This window comes from Lactobacillus taiwanensis (genome assembly GCF_017894345.1).
Taxonomy (GTDB): Bacteria; Bacillota; Bacilli; order Lactobacillales; family Lactobacillaceae; genus Lactobacillus; species Lactobacillus taiwanensis.
On sequence record NZ_CP059276.1, the window covers coordinates 1,345,405 to 1,363,949 of the forward strand.

General features: G+C 34.1%; 12 protein-coding genes and 1 pseudogene. 2 read left to right on the forward strand and 11 right to left on the reverse strand.

Features of this window, described 5'->3' with window-relative positions; all coding sequences use genetic code 11:
• Positions 1–95 precede the first annotated feature (95 nt).
• Both H1A07_RS06570 and clpP read left to right on the forward strand, forming a co-directional pair.
• Positions 96–1,567 (forward strand): annotated as a pseudogene (locus H1A07_RS06570) (APC family permease).
• A 93-nt stretch (positions 1,568–1,660) separates the two neighbouring features.
• Positions 1,661–2,248 (forward strand): ATP-dependent Clp endopeptidase proteolytic subunit ClpP, encoded by a 588-nt coding sequence (gene clpP, locus H1A07_RS06575; RefSeq protein ID WP_057719556.1) that lies wholly within the window; start codon positions 1,661–1,663, stop codon positions 2,246–2,248.
• Positions 2,249–2,298: 50 nt separating this feature from the next.
• Here clpP and whiA read toward each other — a convergent pair whose 3' ends face one another.
• The 11 genes from whiA to H1A07_RS06630 all read right to left on the reverse strand — a co-directional run bounded on the left by whiA (position 2,299) and on the right by H1A07_RS06630 (position 18,538).
• Complete coding sequence (whiA, locus tag H1A07_RS06580; protein ID WP_057719557.1) at positions 2,299–3,240, reverse strand: DNA-binding protein WhiA; 942 nt, start codon at positions 3,238–3,240, stop codon at positions 2,299–2,301.
• On the reverse strand, positions 3,240–4,280 hold the full coding sequence (locus H1A07_RS06585; RefSeq protein ID WP_094498633.1) for a gluconeogenesis factor YvcK family protein: 1,041 nt from the start codon (positions 4,278–4,280) through the stop codon (positions 3,240–3,242). The genes whiA and H1A07_RS06585 overlap by 1 nt, the downstream gene beginning before the upstream one ends.
• A 12-nt stretch (positions 4,281–4,292) precedes the next feature.
• Positions 4,293–5,168, reverse strand: a complete 876-nt coding sequence (gene rapZ, locus H1A07_RS06590; RefSeq protein ID WP_057719559.1) for an RNase adapter RapZ — start codon at positions 5,166–5,168, stop codon at positions 4,293–4,295.
• A 128-nt stretch (positions 5,169–5,296) separates the two neighbouring features.
• Positions 5,297–5,836, reverse strand: coding sequence for an HdeD family acid-resistance protein (locus H1A07_RS06595; protein WP_094497105.1), 540 nt, complete (start codon positions 5,834–5,836; stop codon positions 5,297–5,299).
• A gap of 49 nt (positions 5,837–5,885) precedes the next feature.
• Positions 5,886–8,753, reverse strand: coding sequence for an excinuclease ABC subunit UvrA (gene uvrA / locus H1A07_RS06600; protein WP_210144752.1), 2,868 nt, complete (start codon positions 8,751–8,753; stop codon positions 5,886–5,888).
• Positions 8,754–8,766: 13 nt separating this feature from the next.
• The gene (uvrB, locus tag H1A07_RS06605; RefSeq protein ID WP_210144753.1) at positions 8,767–10,782 is read right to left on the reverse strand and encodes an excinuclease ABC subunit UvrB; all 2,016 of its coding nucleotides are present in this window, start codon (positions 10,780–10,782) and stop codon (positions 8,767–8,769) included.
• A 97-nt stretch (positions 10,783–10,879) separates the two neighbouring features.
• Entirely contained in the window at positions 10,880–12,604 is a 1,725-nt protein-coding gene (locus H1A07_RS06610) for a phospho-sugar mutase (protein WP_210144754.1), read from the reverse strand.
• Between the two features lie 146 nt (positions 12,605–12,750).
• Complete coding sequence (locus tag H1A07_RS06615) at positions 12,751–13,737, reverse strand: aldose epimerase family protein (protein WP_210144755.1); 987 nt, start codon at positions 13,735–13,737, stop codon at positions 12,751–12,753.
• A gap of 1 nt (position 13,738) precedes the next feature.
• Positions 13,739–15,208: a UDP-glucose--hexose-1-phosphate uridylyltransferase gene (locus H1A07_RS06620; protein WP_210144756.1), complete on the reverse strand. Its 1,470-nt coding sequence runs from the start codon at positions 15,206–15,208 to the stop codon at positions 13,739–13,741.
• Positions 15,209–15,226: 18 nt separating this feature from the next.
• Entirely contained in the window at positions 15,227–16,396 is a 1,170-nt protein-coding gene (locus H1A07_RS06625; RefSeq protein ID WP_210144757.1) for a galactokinase, read from the reverse strand.
• Between the two features lie 135 nt (positions 16,397–16,531).
• The gene (locus H1A07_RS06630) at positions 16,532–18,538 is read right to left on the reverse strand and encodes a beta-galactosidase (protein ID WP_210144758.1); all 2,007 of its coding nucleotides are present in this window, start codon (positions 18,536–18,538) and stop codon (positions 16,532–16,534) included.
• Positions 18,539–18,545 lie beyond the last annotated feature (7 nt).

Sequence of the window (18,545 nt, forward strand, 5' to 3'; positions counted from 1 at the left end):
TTATTCCTTATTTTAGGAAAAGACTATCATTTGTAAGCGTTTTCGTTATAATTAAATTTGATATTAATTATATACAAAAATATAAAGGCAATTTTATGATTGAAGAAGAAAAAAGTCCGATACCAAAAAAATGCTTTGGCCCACGCTGGCGATGATAGCATTTTCAACTGTTTGAGGCTTTGGAAATGTTGTTAACGGATATGTTTACTTTGATGGTACAAAAGTCGTATTCAGTTGGATTTTAATGTTTCTACTATACTTTGTTCCATACGCATTAATGGTTGGAGAACTAGGAGCCACCTTTAAAAACGCTAATAGTGGTGTCTCCTCCTGGGTTAATCCAACCATAGGAACAAAATGGACTTATTCTGCGGGGGAGTGGACATACTGGACATACCACGTAGTTTATATTTCCCGTAAAAGAACTAGTGGTTTAAGAGCCATGGCTTGGTGGATTTTTGGAAATACAAAATGGTACGACAGCCTGCCTACAGCATGGACACACTTAGCTACCCTGCTAATTTCCTTATTCTTCTGTTGGGTTACAACCAAAGGTATCCCAGTGCTGCAACTATTGCTAGTACATCTATGTTTATTATGTCTATTTCATTCATTATTATGATGTTTGCAGCTCCAGCAATTAATCCACATGCAGGCTGCTATTCGATCAATTTAAATTGGAAGAGTTTAATGCCTGCATTTAATCTTAAATACTTAACTTAACTTCACTTTCAATTTTAGTTTTTGCTGTTGGTGGGTGTGAAAAGATTTATCCATATGTTAACAAAGTTAAAATCCATCAAAAAACTTTCCTAAAGCAATGATGGCTTTAACACTCATGGTTATGATATCTGCCATCTTAGGAACTTTTGCAATGGCTTTGATGTTTAACCCTAAAATTGTTAATAACAACTTAAATAAATATATTTCAAATGGTGCTTACATGGCCTTTCAACGTTTAGGTGAACATTACCATGTTGGCGGATTATTTATGTACATTTATTCTTGGTGTAATGTTATTGGTCAATTTTCAACTTTGGTAATTAGTATTGATGCCCCATTGAGAATGCTACTTGGTAGTAAAGAGACTAAAAACTTTATTCCTAAGAAATTACTTAAGATTAATAAACATGATGCCTACATTAATGGTATTTGGATGGTTGTAATTTTATCTGGTGACTTAATTATTGCTCAAGCAGTTATGGTACAATTGGTTAAATTGAACTCAACCACAATGCCAATACGTTATTTATGGGTATTTGCAGCATACATTGCACTTAGAAAGCAACAAAAGAAATTTGATACTTCCTATCAAATGACTAAAAATCAAGGTTTAGCTTACACACCCGGAATCTGGTGTTTTATTGTTACTGCTGCTTGTTGTATTTTAGGAATCTACTCACCAGATCCATTCACTCTCTTCCTTAATATTATTACTCCAATTATTCTGATTGCTTTAGGCTTAATTTTACCAGCAATCATGAAAAAGGAAGACGGCAACAAATCCATTAATGAATTAATTAGAAATGAACGATGTAACTATCCCATCGTTTATTTCTATACATAAATTTAAGCTTGATTAGTTGACATGATTAAAAGTAAGTGATTTAATTAGCACTGTACTTATTAGAGTGCTAATTTTGTTTAGGAGGTAAAATTAATGCTCGTACCTACAGTTGTTGAACAAACTGCACGTGGCGAACGTGCTTACGACATTTATTCAAGATTATTAAAAGATAGAATCATTATGCTTAGTGGTGAAATTAACGACCAAATGGCTAATTCCATCATTGCTCAACTTTTATTCTTAGATGCACAAGATAATACCAAAGATATTTCTCTTTACATTAACTCTCCAGGTGGTGTTATTACCTCTGGTTTAGCAATTATGGATACAATGAACTTTATTAAATCAGATGTATCTACAATTGCAATCGGTATGGCTGCTTCTATGGCTTCCATTCTTTTAACTAGCGGAGCTAAAGGTAAGCGTTTCGCATTGCCCAACTCAACTGTTCTTATTCACCAACCATTAGGTGGTGCTCAAGGCCAGCAAACTGATATTCAAATCGCAGCTAACGAAATCTTGAAGAGTCGTAAAAAGCTTAACCAAATTTTGCATGAAACTACTGGTCAACCGCTTGATAAAATTCTTAAGGATACTGAACGTGATAACTACTTATCAGCAGAAGAAGCTAAAGATTACGGCTTAATTGATGATATCTTGGTTAACCAAAAGAAAGATTAATAAACAAATTAAATAGACAAAAAAGAGCTCAAATTGAGCTCTTTTTTTATCTAATTTTCTTCTTTTAATTGTCGTGCCATTTCACGAATTTTTTGAAACCGATGATTAACTCCAGATTTTGAAATTGGACCATCTGGCACTTGTGCAGCAACTTCTTTAAGTGAAAGTTCTGGATGCGAGAGTCTAAAACGCGCTAAAATAGATAACTTTTCAGGTAAATTATCTAAGCCTACTTTTTCTTCGATTAATTGAATATCTTCAACTTGCTTAGCAGCTGCATTTGCTGTCTTTTTTAAGTTAGCCGTATCACAATTTACTAATCGATTTACAGAATTACGCATATCTCGCATAATTCTTAAGTCTTCAAAAGCTAACATCGCATTGACGGCCCCAACAATATGCAAAAAATCTCCAATTTTTTCAGCTTCTTTTAGATATACAATATAGCCACTACGCCTCTTCGTAGCTTTTGCGTTTAAATAAAAGTAGCTATTCATCAACTTTAATAAGTCATTATTGTGATCTTCGTATAAGGAATAGATTTCTAAATGATAACGACTAGTTTCTGGATTATTTACACTTCCAGAAGCTAGAAATGCTCCTCTCAAATAAGACATTGCTCTTTGCTCAGAGGTCATTATTTTTTGGGGAATCCCGGTAATAAACCCACTCTCACTATTAAATATTTCTAAATCATTCAAAATTTCATGAACTTGATTTTGAAGTCTAACCAAATATTGATAATTTTTCTTTAGTTTCATCTTTTTAGAAACAATCAATAAAGGTTCGATTTTATAAGCTGTTTTAATAAGAGAAAAAATTCTTCTAGCAATAGCCGGATTTTCAGTAGTTATATCTAAACTAAATTGACGATCATGCAGGCTGAGTACTCCATTCATCCGTAAAAAAGCTGCTAATTCTGCTTTAGCATGTTCTGGATGAACTGGCAGACTAGTAAGTTCTTTTTTTACATCACTTGCGTACGAAACCATTAATTATCCTGTTCTTTCTGTCTACGGCAATATGCTTCAAAAGCTAGATTTAAAATTTCATCTGCTACCTTTTTTCCATCATGGAAAACTAAGCCACTATGTTGATCAATAAAATCTGCAGTAATAACCCGGCAATCTTGAGCACGTAAACCAGCAAAATCATTTCTTACAGGTTCAAGATAAGCATCATAATCATTAGGATTAAATTTACTCATATCAATTTTAGCTCCATTAACTAGAGCGGTATTAATATAATGTCCCCCTAAATGTTCATTAATAACTTGAACGTGTTCTGCCGCTGTAAAATGATCAGTCTCTCCTTGCTGGGTCATAATATTACAGATATAGATAATTTCTGCCTTTGTTTGCCTTACTGCATCCCCCAAGTTAGAGATCATTAAATTAGGTAAAATTGAAGTAAATAAGCTGCCTGGGCCAAGAACGACTGCATCTGCCTGCATAATTGCTGCTAAAACTGGTAATACTGCTTTTGGTTCATCATCGGAATCAGTATCTGTTACCCATACTCGCTTAATTCTCTTATCCTTGGCAGTAATTTCTGTTTCACCAGCTTCAGTTGTACCGTCAACAAATTCCGCATTTAAAGTTAATGGTTCATTAGAAGCAGGAAAAATTCGACCATCAATTCGCATCATTTTAGATAACGATTGAACAGCATCAAAAATATTTCCCTGCATTTCATCTAAGGCCGCAATAATTAAATTTCCAATTGCATGACCAGCAAAAAATGAATCAGATGAATTAAAACGATACTGAAAAATATCTTTTTCTTTTTGTGGTAAATCTGATAAAGAAACTAACACATTTCTAATATCACCTGGGGGTACAACATTAATGTAATTTCTAATTGCACCGGACGATCCGCCATCGTCTGCCACAGTAACAATAGCTGTTATATCGGCATTTTGCTCCTTTAATGCATTTAAGATAACAGGCAACCCTGTTCCTCCGCCAATAACAACAATTTTAGGGCGACGTCCGCGGATGACACGTACAATTTTATTTTCTCTGTACGCCATTATCCCGCTCCTCTATTGTCCAATATAACGACTAATTTCTCTATGGGAAATATCAACAGGATATTTTTTAGCTAAGTCTACTGCTAATTGACGCGCAATTGAAACACTTCTGTGTTGTCCGCCTGTACAACCAATTGCAATAGTCAATTTTTCTTTTCCTTCTCCAATATATCCGGGAATAGCCGTTTCTAACATATCTAAAAATTTAGCATAGAACTCTTTAGTTTCTTTCTTGCTCATTACGTAATCAAAAACTCTACGATCTAATCCAGTAAATGGTTTGAGCTGTGGAATATAGAATGGATTTGGTAAAAATCTTACGTCCATTACTATATCAGCATCGATGGGAATACCATACTTAAACCCAAAACTCATAACTTCGATAGAAAAAGTACGAGTATGATTATCTCCAAATTTATCTACCAATTTAGCTTTCAATTCTTTAGTAGACAGACGGGAGGTATCAATAATTATATTTGAAATATTTTTTGTTCTTGATAAAATAGCTCTTTCTTCTTGAATACCATCAAGTAAACGGCCTGTATGAGCCAAAGGTGGTAAACGTCGCGTTTCTTTATATCTAGATACCAAAACATCATCTGATGCATCTAAAAATAAAATAGTCGACTGAACATTTTGACTATCTTCTAATGATTTAATCTCATCAACCAAATCGTTATAGAAGCTCTTTACTCTTAAGTCAACAACTACCGCTGCCTTACTAAAATCTGAAGAATTATTTATTAATTCCCAGAAACTTCCCAATAATTCTGGTGGTAAATTGTCTACTACAAAATACCCCATATCTTCTAATGCTTTAATGGCAACAGTTTTACCCGCACCACTCATACCAGTAACAATTAACAATTGTTTTTTCTGTTCAGCCATAGCTATCCCTCCTTAACCGTTATTATAACATACCGGGTGTTTCATCTTTTGAATAAAAATAAAAAGTCGTTATCTAATCATAGGCAAACTTCTTGATAATCCTATGATAAGACACGACCTTTTTTATTTTATCTATGCATCCATGAAACAAAAATTTCATTGATCCCAAAGACCATTAACCAAAAAGCTACTAAATAAACTAAAGTAATAGCAGCTAACATTGGATTGAATAACAAAGCAATGGCAATAATCAAACTAATGATATTCAAAATTAAGCAAAGAACAAAATATCCAGTTGAATATTCACGCAGATGCCATGAAAAGATAATTCCAATAATTGAGTCAGTCAAGAACCAAATAGCAAATAAAATAGCTAAGGTAAGACCACCAATTTCACGAGAACATAGGAACAAAACTCCGATTACAATATCAATAATTGCTGAAAGTAAAGTTATCCAACTAATATCAAAGATATTGTGAAATTTTACATATGCAGAAATCCAAATAATTCCTTGTAAAATTGATAAAATACCAAATACAAATACAAATGCTGTTAATCCGCGAGCTGGGTATCTTAATAGTAAGAATGATGCAATAACAAATAAAACTCCTGCTATAAAAGTTCCCCAGTCAAAGCCTTGATGTCTAGAACTATAAATGTTGTTCATTTTATTATCCTCCCAGATAATATTTTACACTTAATTTTCTAAAACATCATTAACTTTCCTCTGGCTTTTTCTTCTTGCTCATCAACTGTTTAGTCAATTCTGTATCGCGTTCAAGAACAGGTTTTAAATATTGACCAGTATAGCTTTCTTTAACTTCCGCCACTTCTTCAGGAGTACCAGTAGCCACAATCTGACCGCCACCTTCACCGCCTTCAGGTCCTAGATCAATTAACCAATCTGCATTTTTAATCACATCTAGATTATGTTCAATAATTAAAACAGTATTTCCTTCATCAACTAAGCGCTGCAATACTTCTAATAGGCGTTTTATATCATCAGTATGTAAACCAGTAGTTGGTTCATCCAAAATGTAGAAATTATTTCCAGTAGATAACTTTTGAAGTTCTGAAGCGAGCTTCATTCTTTGGGCTTCTCCTCCAGATAAAGTAGTTGCAGATTGACCCAGTTGTACATAGCCTAAACCTACATCAACAATAGTTTGTAACTTACGATGAATCTTAGGAATATTTTCGAAGAACTTACATGCTTCATTAATCGTCATATCCAAAACTTGAGCAATATTCTTTTCACGATACGTTACTTCAAGCGTTTCTGAATTATATCTAGTACCATGACAAACTTCACACGGCACATAAACATCTGGTAAGAAATTCATTTCAATTTTGATAATTCCATCACCATGACACGCCTCACAGCGTCCTCCCTTAACGTTAAAAGAGAATCTAGCCTTAGTATATCCACGCATCTTAGCTTCATTAGTTTGTGCAAATAAAGTTCGAATATCGTCAAATACACTAGTATAAGTTGCTGGATTACTACGTGGAGTTCGTCCAATTGGACTTTGATCAATATCAATGATCTTTTCGATATTTTTATAGCCTTTAATAGACTTATATTTTCCAGGTTTTGCTGAATTATTATTTAATTTTTGTGCTAAAGCACGCTTCAAGATTAGGTTAACTAATGTTGATTTTCCAGAACCTGAAACACCTGTTACAACCACAAATTTTCCTAATGGAAAATCTACTGAAATATCTTTTAAATTATTTTCAGTAGCCCCCGTAACAGTAATCTTCTTTCCATTACCTTTTCGTCTCTCTAAAGGTACAGGAACAATCTTTTTACCAGATAAATATTGACCAGTTAAAGATTTAGGATTATTCATTACTTCTTTTGGTGTACCGGCTGCCATTACTTTTCCACCATATACTCCAGCACCAGGTCCCATATCTACTAAGTAATCAGCCTGCTTCATTGTCTCATCATCGTGTTCAACAACAATTAACGAATTACCTAAGTCCCGCATTTTCTTAAGTGATGAAATAAGACGATCATTATCTCTTTGATGAAGTCCAATAGAAGGTTCATCCAAAATATACATAACTCCAGACAAATTAGAACCAATTTGAGTAGCTAATCTAATTCTTTGAGCTTCTCCACCAGACAGAGTTCCAGCAGAACGGGATAAAGTTAAATAATCCAAACCTACATTGATTAAGAAAGTTAGTCGATCATGAACTTCTTTTAAAATTGGTTTAGCAATCATTTCTTCTTGCTCAGTCAATTCAACTGAATCAAAGAATTCTAAAGCATTAGCAATAGATAAATCTGAAGCTTCTGCAATATCTTTACCATTTACTTTTACGGCTAAGGCTTTTTCGTTTAATCGCTTTCCATGACAAGTTGCACAAGTAAGCTCAGTCATATACTTGCCCATTGCATCCCGCATAAATTTTGACATTGGATGATGGTATCGACGATCAATATTATTTAAAATTCCTTCAAATTCTTGAATTGTATCATTTACACCGAAGTCGCCTTCAAGATGGAATTTAATTTTCTTTCCTTTAGAACCATTCAAAATTAACTCCTTTTGACGCTTAGTCAATTTCTTATATGGTTTATCCAAAGGAATCTTCAATGCCTTACATGCTTGTTCAAGCATAGCAGTATAGTATTTAGAATTAGCCCAAGGTACTAAAGCTCCTTCGGCTAAAGTTTTTTCCTTATTCGGAATTACTAAATCTTCATCAACCGCCAATTTCATTCCTAATCCATCACAATCAGGACAAGCACCAAAAGGCGCATTAAATGAAAATAAGCGTGGCTCCATTTCACCAACTGTAAAACCACAGATTGGACAAGCATAGTATTCAGAAAAATTAATGCGCTCGCCCTTAATTACATCAACATCCATATAGCCATCGGCTAAACGAAGAGCAGCTTCTACTGAATCAAATAAACGACTGCGAATATTCTCTTTAACAATTAAACGGTCGACCACGATGTCAATGCTGTGACGTTTATTTTTATCAAGAGTAAATTTATCGGTAATTTCGTGCATTTCGCCATCTACAATGACACGAACATAACCAGCACGTTGAATCCGCTTAAATACTTCTTTATGCTCACCCTTTTTAGCTCTAATAACTGGAGCTAAAATTTGAATTCTACTTCTTTCAGGTAAACTCATTACCCGGTCTACCATCTGATCTACACTTTGTCTTTCAATTAAAGTACCATCATTTGGACAAACTGGATGACCAACTCGTGCCCAAAGAAGACGCAAATAGTCATTAATTTCAGTAACCGTACCAACTGTTGAACGGGGATTATGAGAGGTAGTTTTTTGATCAATAGAGATTGCTGGATTTAAACCATCAATTGAATCAACATCAGCCTTATCCATTTGACCTAAAAATTGTCTAGCATAACTAGATAAAGATTCTACATATCGTCTTCTACCTTCAGCATATAGAGTATCAAAAGCTAACGAACTTTTTCCTGATCCCGATAAACCAGTAATGACTACTAATTTATCTTTCGGAATTGATAAACTTACATCCTTTAAATTATGTTCACGTGCTCCGTGAATAACAATTTTATCATTCGCCATCTAATTTCCTCCTCTACTTTTTCTTCTCATGAATTTGATTTTGTAAATCCATAATTGCATCACGTAAGTTTGCAGCTTCTTCGAAATCAAGTTTCTTAGCAGCTTCTTGCATTTGAGCAGTCAAAGTCTTAATCATGTTTTGCTTTTGCTTCTTAGTTAACTCATCAAAGTTCAAATCAGCAAAACTTTCTTTATTTTCTTTTTCATCACTATCTTTAGTAATTGAGATAACATCTCTAATTGGTTTAACGATAGTTTTTGGCGTAATTCCATGCTCTTCATTAAATTTCATTTGCAAACTACGTCTTCTCTCAGTCGCATCAATTGCTTCACGCATTGAATCTGTAACTGAATCAGCATACATAATTACTTTACCATTTGAATTTCTCGCTGCACGACCAATTGTCTGAACTAAAGGTCTCGTAGAACGTAGAAATCCTTCTTTGTCTGCATCTAAAATAGCAACTAATGAAACTTCTGGGACATCGATTCCTTCTCGCAAAAGGTTAATCCCAATCAATACATCAAATTTTCCAAGTCTTAGATCTCTAATAATTTCTAGACGTTCTAACGTCTTGATATCAGAGTGCAGATATCTAACTTTTATTCCCAAATCTTTTAAGTAATCAGTTAAATCTTCTGCCATTTTCTTAGTTAAGGTTGTAACAAAAACACGTTCATCACGATCAATACGCTTATTAATTTCGCCAACCAAATCGTCAATCTGTCCTTTAATTGGACGTACTTCAATTTCAGGATCAAGCAAACCTGTCGGACGAATAATTTGCTCAACCTTATGATCAGTTTGATTTAATTCATAATCGCCCGGCGTTGCTGAAACATACATAATTTGGTTAACATGCTTTTCAAATTCTTCTAGCTTTAATGGACGGTTATCTAAAGCTGATGGCAATCTAAAGCCATAGTCAATTAAAGTTTGCTTTCTAGCGCGGTCTCCATTATACATAGCCTTTAATTCAGGCATTGTAGCATGAGATTCATCAATTAAAATTAAAAAATCATCTGGGAAGAAATCAAGCAAAGTATGTGGTGGTTGACCCGCTTTACGACCTTCCATATGACGAGAATAATTTTCAATTCCGTTCGTATAACCAACTTCACCCATCATTTCCATATCATAAGTAGTTCTCTGCTTAATTCTTTGTGCTTCTAAAAGCTTACCTTCTCCTTCAAATTTCTTAACTTGAATATTCATTTCATCTTTAATTGAAGCTAAGGCTCTTTGCATAATTTGTTCGTTAGTAACAAAGTGAGTAGCTGGGAAAATAGAAACTTGTTCACGTTCTCCAATCACTTCACCAGTCAATGAATCAACTTCAACAATTCGATCAATTTCATCGCCAAAAAATTCTACTCTAAATGCATGATCTGAATATCCAGCTGGGAAAATTTCTACTACATCTCCCCGAACTCTAAAACGTCCACGTTGAAAGTCTATATCATTACGATCATATTGAATGTTCACTAAATCGCGTAATAATACATCGCGACTAATCTCTTGTCCTTCAGACAAAGATACTACACTAGCTGCATATTCGCGTGGATCACCCAAACCATAAATACATGAAACTGATGCAACTACAATCACATCATTTCTCGACATCAAGTCACTAGTAGTCTTATGACGCAATTGGTCAATTTCATCATTAATTGATGAATCCTTTTCAATATAAGTATCGGATTGCGGAACATAAGCTTCAGGTTGATAGTAATCGTAGTAAGATACAAAATAATCAACGGCATTTTTAGGGAAAAATTCTTTAAACTCACCATAAAGTTGACCAACTAAAGTCTTATTGTGTGAAATAACTAAAGTAGGCTTATTCAATTTAGCAATTACGTTCGCCATCGTAAAAGTTTTACCAGTACCAGTAGCACCTTCTAGGATTTGTGCCTTTTCACCTTTTTCAAAACCATCAGTCAATTTTTTTATTGCTTGTTCTTGATCTCCTGCCGGTTGAAATTTAGAGACAAGTTCAAACTTTTTATTCTTTTGTCGTCTAATCATTTTTCTTCCTCCGCAAAAAAAGTTGGACTAAACTAGCCCAACTTCTATTAACGTATTTATTTTACTACAGCGAACGTATTTTCGCACAATTTTTGCTTTATTTTAATAATTTTGCTAAGGCATCCTGATATTCTTCAGCTGTCTTTTCAGCAGTTTCAATATCCTTCTTGTTTACACCAACGTATGCCTTAATTACTGGTTCAGTTCCTGACGGACGAAGAGCAACCCAAGTTTCATCATCTAAGAAATACTTCAAAACATTAGACTTAGGAAAACCAGTTAGTGGAGTCTTCTTGCCATCTTCAATAGTTTCTTGAGTTTCAAAGTCTTGAATCTTAACAACCTTAGCACCATTAATTTCTGACAAGTGTTCCTTCCGTAACTTGCTCATTAATTCAGCCATCTTCTTTTGTCCACCAATACCTGGCATTTCAATAGCCTTAGTAATTTCGTAAGCAACACCATATTTTTGCCAAATTTCTTGTAAACCATCAAAGACAGTCATGCCTTTAGAAGCATAATAGCTAGCAACTTCTGCAAACATTAATGCACCTTGCATAGCATCCTTATCTCTAGCAAATGGCTTAAATAGGTAACCGTAACTTTCTTCAAAGCCCATTAAGAACTTGCCGTCATTTTCTTTGTTCATGCGGTCAACTTCTTCACCAATGTACTTGAATCCAGTTAAAACATGCTTAGTCTTAATGCCAAAGTCATCAGCAATCTTAAATGGAAGAGCACTTGATACAACTGAAGTTACTAATTCATAAGCAGAAGATAAAGTACCGTTTTCTTTCATGTGAACTAATAAGTAGTATGCCATCAAAGTAGCAATTTGATTACCAGTTAATACTTGGAAGTCACCGTCAGATTTTCTAACAGCAGCACCCATTCTGTCAGCGTCAGGATCAGTTGCAATAATAACATTGGCATCTACTTCATTAGCTAACTTAAATCCTGGTTCAAACACATCACGGTATTCAGGATTTGGCTTAATTGTTGTAGGAAATTCTGAATCAATAATTGATTGACTTGGGACTGGGATCACATTATCGAAACCGCCTTGTCTGAATGCACGGTCATAAAGCATCTTACCAGTACCATGTAATGGAGTATAGATGATCTTTAATTTATCAGCATTAGCTTTAACCATTTCAGGATCAACAGTAACATCCTTTAAACGAGCTAAGTATGCTTCGTCAACATCTTCACCAATTAATTGTAGAGTGCCATTAGCACGTAATTCTTCTACTGGTGCAGCTTTAACGCTGAAAATGTCATCAACTTTTTGTGCATAAGCAAATAAGCGGTCTGCGTTTTCTGGTGCCATTTGAGCACCGTCTTCACCATACACTTTGTAGCCGTTGTATTGCTTTGCATTGTGTGAAGCAGTGATATTAATTCCAGCAAAAGTATTCAAATAACGAACTGCAAATGATAATTCAGGGGTTGGTCTTAAATCATCAAATAGGTAAACATGAATTCCATGAGCACCTAAAATACGAGCTGCATGTTCAGCAAATTCTCTCGAGTGATAACGTGAATCAAAAGAAATCGCAACACCACGTCTTTTAGCTTCTTCACCATTTTCGCCAATTAATCTTGCTAATCCTTCGGTTACTCTTCCCACAGTAAACAAATTAATTCTGTTAGTACCAGGTTCGAGTTTACCTCTCATACCAGCAGTACCAAAATTAATATCTTGTCCGAAAGCATCTTCAATCCACTTTTCATCTTTACCTAAACTATCTAATTGATCCTTTAAATAATCAGGTAAATTACTTGCATTAGTCCATTGACTATAAATTTCTTTTGCGTTCATAATTTCCTCTTTACGTAAATTTTATAGTTTCATCTGCTATTTTAACGCAAGTTATAATGAAATTGCTATCATAATTAACAATTAAATTATTCTGTTTGCAAAAGATATTAAACGCTTTTATAAAATTTACTACTGTTTGTATGTCATTAACTAAAGTTCCAGTTAATCTTACGCTCAAACTTTTCAAAAGGGAGTAAAGTAATTTCTCCTAACTCTATACCTTCTACTGGTGGATATTGTGCTTCTAAAGTAATCCCATCGTACTGTCCAATATTGTTTGCTACACCAGTATGATTAAAATGGTTAGCTGTATAAGTAACAATTGCTGGTGCATTAGTGGTCATAATCATTTTGTGTTTATTAGATGACAACACTGCTGCAGGCTGCATCCCATTCAAAATAAAAGGATGATCTAGGCCGTTACGCAAGTTAATTTGACTATCATCACTATCTAAAGCAGCAGATATCTTCTTACCTTGTCTAAAATCAAACACTGTATTCTCTACATTTTTCATTCCTTGATTTGGCAATCCATCCGTACCTACCGGCAAATAGTAATCCGCTGCAAGTTGGAGTTTTAAGTCGGTAGCTCTTTCATCTAAGTTGAAATATGTATGATTAGCCGGATTAAAAATTGTTAACTGATCACTAACAGCTTCTAATTTGTACGACAAATTATTTTCATTATCAAGCTTATAAGTGGCATGTAACTTCATGTTGCCCGGATAGCCATTATCTCCATCTGGATCAAAAAGAAAGAGATCAACTCGAGACTCTTGTTCTGAATTTTTTAATTTAAAGTTCCAGATTTTCATATCAGTTCCAATACCACCATGAATGTGATTTTCTCCATCATTTTGAGGAAGTTGATATATTTGGTTGCCATGTTTCCATTGACCTAGCCGAACGCGTCCACAAATTCTGCCAACGGTCCCACCCAGAAAATTTCTTTCTTTTGAATAATCTTCTGGACTATTTAATGACAAAATCATATCTTCGCTATCAAGTAGAACTTTTTCTAAAGTTGCTCCATAATTAAGAATCTTAACCTTCATTCCTTGATTATTTTCAAGACTAATTTCACATAAGTCCTGACCATTTTTACGACTATACTTTCTAAAACTTGTTTTCATTTTATCTATCTACCTGGCTAACTAAAGCCTCGGTAAACTTTTGCCAGCCAGCTTCTCCATTTTCATTATTCTTGAAGACCCCGGCACACTCAAGAACTTGATCAAACACTTCAACTAGAGCTTGTTGAAGAATGCTATCTACATTTTCGCTAGTAATTTGATGGTTAGCTTTAATTTCTTGAGCCCAAGCAAGATGGCTTTCAGCTATCTCATTATTTTCATCGAGTAAATATTTCTTTACTTCTTCTAGTTCTTTCTTAAGTCTTCCAGGCAAAATTGCTCTTCCCATAACTTCGATTAAACCGATGTTTTCTTTCTTAATATGCCAAAGCTCAGAATGTGGATGAAAAATTCCTAATGGATACTTATCGCTAGTATTGTTATCGCGAAGAACTAAATCTAGAACAAATTTTTCTCCATCACGATGCATAATCGGAGTAACCGTATGATGTCTAGTCTTACCATCAAAAGCAGTAATTTGACGATCTTGATCACTATAACGATCCCAAAAATCAATAATCTTACTACCTAGACTAATTAAAGCTAGTGAATTTTTACTAATTAGCCGCAAATCACTCATTGGCCAATCAACTATTCCTGCCTTAACATCCGGATATTTATCAAAAATAACTTCTTTCTTAATCTTTGCCTTCATCATTGGAAAGACGTGACGTCCGCCTTGATAGTGTTCATGAGCCAGCATTGAACCGCCGACAATTGGCAAATCTGCATTTGAACCAACAAAATATTCTGGGAGCTGTTTTTCAATATCAATCAAATTAATTAAGGTTTGTTGATTAATAATCATTGGAATATGCTTTTGATCTAAGAAAATACAATGCTCATTAAAGTAAGCATATGGCGAATATTGAAAGCCCCATGGACGACCACCGATAGTCATTCGAATTACACGTAAATTACTTCTGGCATTTTTTCCATATCCGCCAACATAACCTTCATTTTCTAAGCATAGAGCACATTGAGGATATTTATTACCAGTATTGTGAGCTGCGGCAGCAATGGCTTTAGGATCTTTTTCAGGCTTTGACAGATTAATAGTAATTTCTAATTCATGATTCTTAGAACTCCTGCCTGAAAAAACAATATTTTTAGCAATTGCTTCTTTTTTGACATAATTATTATCAACACAAAGCTTATAAAACCAATCAGTTGCTCTATTAGCTGACTTTTGCATCTTTTGCCAGAAAATTTCATTTACTTTTGAAGGTATTGGAGTCTTCAAATCATATAACTCATCATTCAAGACTTCGCGTGAAGTATTGTCATTTGGAATAATTTTACGATCGACAGCCATTTGCACAAGTTGGTGTACTGATGTTTGTTTTTCATCACATTCTTGGTCTTCATCACCAACTAAGGCTTTGATCTTGTTAATTATGTATACACGATCTAATTCTTGATAGGCTCCACTTTCAATAACCTCATCTGCAAATTTCTCAATAATTTTCATTTCTGTAGCCTCTTAATATTAAATTCTCTTAGTTCCATCTACAATTTCTGCATCATAGAAGCTTGCGTCATAACCAATTGCATCTCGATAAATCTTGCCAACATTTTTCTTAAAGTTTTCAGCTTCATTCTTCTTCACAATTGCAATTGCGCTACCGCCAAAACCGCCACCAATCATTCTGGCTCCTAAAACTCCGTCTTGTTTCCAAGCTGCTTCTGCTAAAGTATCAAGTTCCTTACCCGTTACTTCATAGTCATAATGAAGGGAAATATGAGATGCATCAATCAATCGACCCAATTTTTCAAGATCGTTATCTTCCATGGCCTTAGTTGCTCTGATTGTTCTTCCGTTTTCACTAACTGCATGACGAGCACGTTTTAATTCCGTTTCATCGTTAATTAGGTATGAATATTCATCAAAAGTATTGTCGTCTAGTTCACCTAGTGCTTTAATATCAAGCTTAGTTTGTAATTTTTCTAAGGCCTTGTGACATTCACTAACACGATCGTTATAAGCAGAATCTGCTAAAGTATGCTCTTTATTAGTAGACATAATAATAATTTCATAATCGCCCAGTTTAAGTGGCTTATATTCATATTCCATCGTGTTACAATCAAGGAAAATAGCACTATCTTTTTTACCCATGATGCAAGCAAATTGATCCATGATTCCTGAATTTAGGCCAACGAATTCATTTTCAGTTTTTTGTCCTAGTCTTGCCAAAGTTGGACGATCAACATCTAAATCAAATTCATCTTTTAAAATCATCCCCATTAGCATTTCAATTGCTGCACTTGAAGATAGACCAGATCCTGATGGTAAGTCAGACTTAATATAAAGGTTAAAACCATGGTTAATTTTTTCGCCGTCTTCTCTTTGACGTAAATAAATAATCATTCCTTTAAAATAATTAGTCCAAAAGCGTTTATCTTTTTCTACTGAATCATCATCTAAATCAAATTCGACAATTTCACCATCTACATTACCTGAATAAAGACGAACCTTTTTGTCATCTCTTGGTCCATAAACGCCGTAAACACCTAAACTAATTGCTGCTGGAAAAACATGTCCTCCATTATAGTCAGTATGCTCTCCAATCACATTAATTCGACCAGGTGAGAAGAAAACATCTTTTCCACTTTCACTAAATACTTCTTGATAGTCTTTAAGTATTTCATCTTTATTCATAATTTTTACCTCTTAATTTTTTGCAATCGTTTTCATAATTAATTATAAAACTGTTTATCTATTTAGTAAATAAATTTACTAAATTTCATAAAAAAGGTATAAAGTTAATATTAATCCTTTATACCTAACTTATTTCTAAAGCTTACTCAATAATTGAACTTCCCATGCCTTCATCTTTTTATTTGCACTTTTATCTGTAAATAAATTCTTATATGCATCAAATTCAGACGGCAAATCTTTTGTATCATTACTCATATTTAAGACGAAGTATAATTTTTTTCCGCTTTTTGTAACTCTTTTAGTTATTTCTAAATCCGTTTTAGTCTCTGTTAAAGATTTTATATTCACAATTGAAATAAGATGATCAAATATTTTACTTAATCCCGCTTCATCTAATTGCGTTCCAATATACCAGCTAGTACCTTTACCCCATTTGTTCTCACTAACTGCTGGTGTTTCTTTATAAAATTCACTATTATAGTTTCCTAAAGCATGTGCACCTTCTAAATGCAACAAATCACAAATTAAGTTAGCTTGATAATTGTTACTATCTAAGGAAACAGTAATTTTTTGTCCTGGAATTACTGCATCGCTTTCCTCAACCCAGATACCTAAAACATCTTTTAAAGGACCAGGGTATCCCCCAAGGTACACGCTATCATTTTCATTTACTATTCCAGATAAATAGCTAGCAACAAAATTACCACCCCTTTTTACATATTGATCAATTTTTTCTGCTAATCCGCTTTTTATCATATATAAAACTGGAGCTACAACTAAGTCATATTGACTAAAATCGTCGTCAACGCTAATGATATCCGTTGGGATATTGCGCTTATAAAATTGTTTATAATAATCCAAAATTGATTCTACATAATCAAGATCTTGCGTAATTCCGTCAATATATTCATAAGACCAAAAGTTATCCCAGTCAAAAACAATTCCTACCTTCGCCTTTGTCTTTGATCCTAAAATTGTCGAACCAGTTTTTTCTAGTTTTTCTCCTAGTTCTGTTACTTCCTTAAATACTCTAGTATCAGTTCTTTGAGAATGTGAAATTACTGCACTATGGAATTTTTCCGATCCGCCAATGGCTTGTTTTAATTGGAAAAATTGAACTGTATCTGCTCCATGAGCAACTGCTTGCAATTCTGTAGCTGCCATTTGTCCCGGTCTCTTCAATGGACTATATGGTTGCCAATTTACTTGAGCAGGTGTCGATTCCATCAGCATAAAGGATTGATGTTTTAACGAACGCATCAAATCATATAAAAATGCTGACTGATAAGTTGGCATGTTATAACTTGGATAACTATCATAAGAAATAATGTCTTGTTCTTTTGCCCATTTTTGATAGTCAAGTAATTTATTAGGTAAAGCATGAAAATTAGTTGTTACTAAAGCCACTGGGTCATATTTCTTTATAATAGCTTTCTCCATCTTAAAAAGTTTCAATAGGCTCTCAGATTGAAAACGCAAATAATCAAGCGATAATGCAGAAACAATAGTTTCAGTGCCTTCTGCTCCCCAGGCATCTCCTAATTCATTTGGAACTACTATTTCATCCCAATCATAAATCCTATGGCTCCACACATTCATATTCCATGCTTTATTTAAAGTTTCTAAATTTTTATATTTATATTTTAGCCAGTCTCTAAAAGTATTTTGACAATTGTCACAGTAGCAATTGCCCCCATACTCATTATTAACATGCCAAACTTTAATATGAGGATTTTTATAATATCGGCTTACTATTTTTTTAACTAATTTACTAGCAAGAACTTGATAGTTTTTACTATTAGAGCAAAAATTATGTCTTTGCCCAAAAACATGTCGTCTTCCCTGATAATCTACTCGTGCCACATCAGGATATTTTTTAAACATCCAAGCGGGCATAGCTGCAGTTGCAGTTGCAAGGACGATATCAAAATTAGCATCAGATAATTCTTTAACTATTTTGTCTAATTTTGAAAAATCATATTCTCCTTCTCTTTGCTCTAATAAAGCCCAAGAAAAAACATTAATAGTAGCTGAGTTTAAATGTGCTTGTTTAAAAACTTGTATGTCATTTGCCCAAGTATCTTCTGGCCATTGCTCAGGATTATAATCTCCACCATATAAAAAGCGTGATAATTGTGTCATATTTTTC

Excerpts from the sequence above, each read along its gene's own strand:
- rapZ (WP_057719559.1), bottom strand. The coding sequence starts at position 5,168 with ATGGCTGAACAGAAAAAACAATTGTTAATTGTTACTGGTATGAGTGGT.
- uvrA (WP_210144752.1), bottom strand. The coding sequence starts at position 8,753 with ATGGCGAATGATAAAATTGTTATTCACGGAGCACGTGAACATAATTTA.
- H1A07_RS06620 (WP_210144756.1), bottom strand. The coding sequence starts at position 15,208 with ATGAAAATTATTGAGAAATTTGCAGATGAGGTTATTGAAAGTGGAGCC.
- H1A07_RS06625 (WP_210144757.1), bottom strand. The coding sequence starts at position 16,396 with ATGAATAAAGATGAAATACTTAAAGACTATCAAGAAGTATTTAGTGAA.
- H1A07_RS06630 (WP_210144758.1), bottom strand. The coding sequence starts at position 18,538 with ATGACACAATTATCACGCTTTTTATATGGTGGAGATTATAATCCTGAG.
- H1A07_RS06585 (WP_094498633.1), bottom strand. The coding sequence starts at position 4,280 with ATGGCGTACAGAGAAAATAAAATTGTACGTGTCATCCGCGGACGTCGC.
- clpP (WP_057719556.1), top strand. The coding sequence starts at position 1,661 with ATGCTCGTACCTACAGTTGTTGAACAAACTGCACGTGGCGAACGTGCT.
- whiA (WP_057719557.1), bottom strand. The coding sequence starts at position 3,240 with ATGGTTTCGTACGCAAGTGATGTAAAAAAAGAACTTACTAGTCTGCCA.
- H1A07_RS06595 (WP_094497105.1), bottom strand. The coding sequence starts at position 5,836 with ATGAACAACATTTATAGTTCTAGACATCAAGGCTTTGACTGGGGAACT.
- uvrB (WP_210144753.1), bottom strand. The coding sequence starts at position 10,782 with ATGATTAGACGACAAAAGAATAAAAAGTTTGAACTTGTCTCTAAATTT.
- H1A07_RS06615 (WP_210144755.1), bottom strand. The coding sequence starts at position 13,737 with ATGAAAACAAGTTTTAGAAAGTATAGTCGTAAAAATGGTCAGGACTTA.
- H1A07_RS06610 (WP_210144754.1), bottom strand. The coding sequence starts at position 12,604 with ATGAACGCAAAAGAAATTTATAGTCAATGGACTAATGCAAGTAATTTA.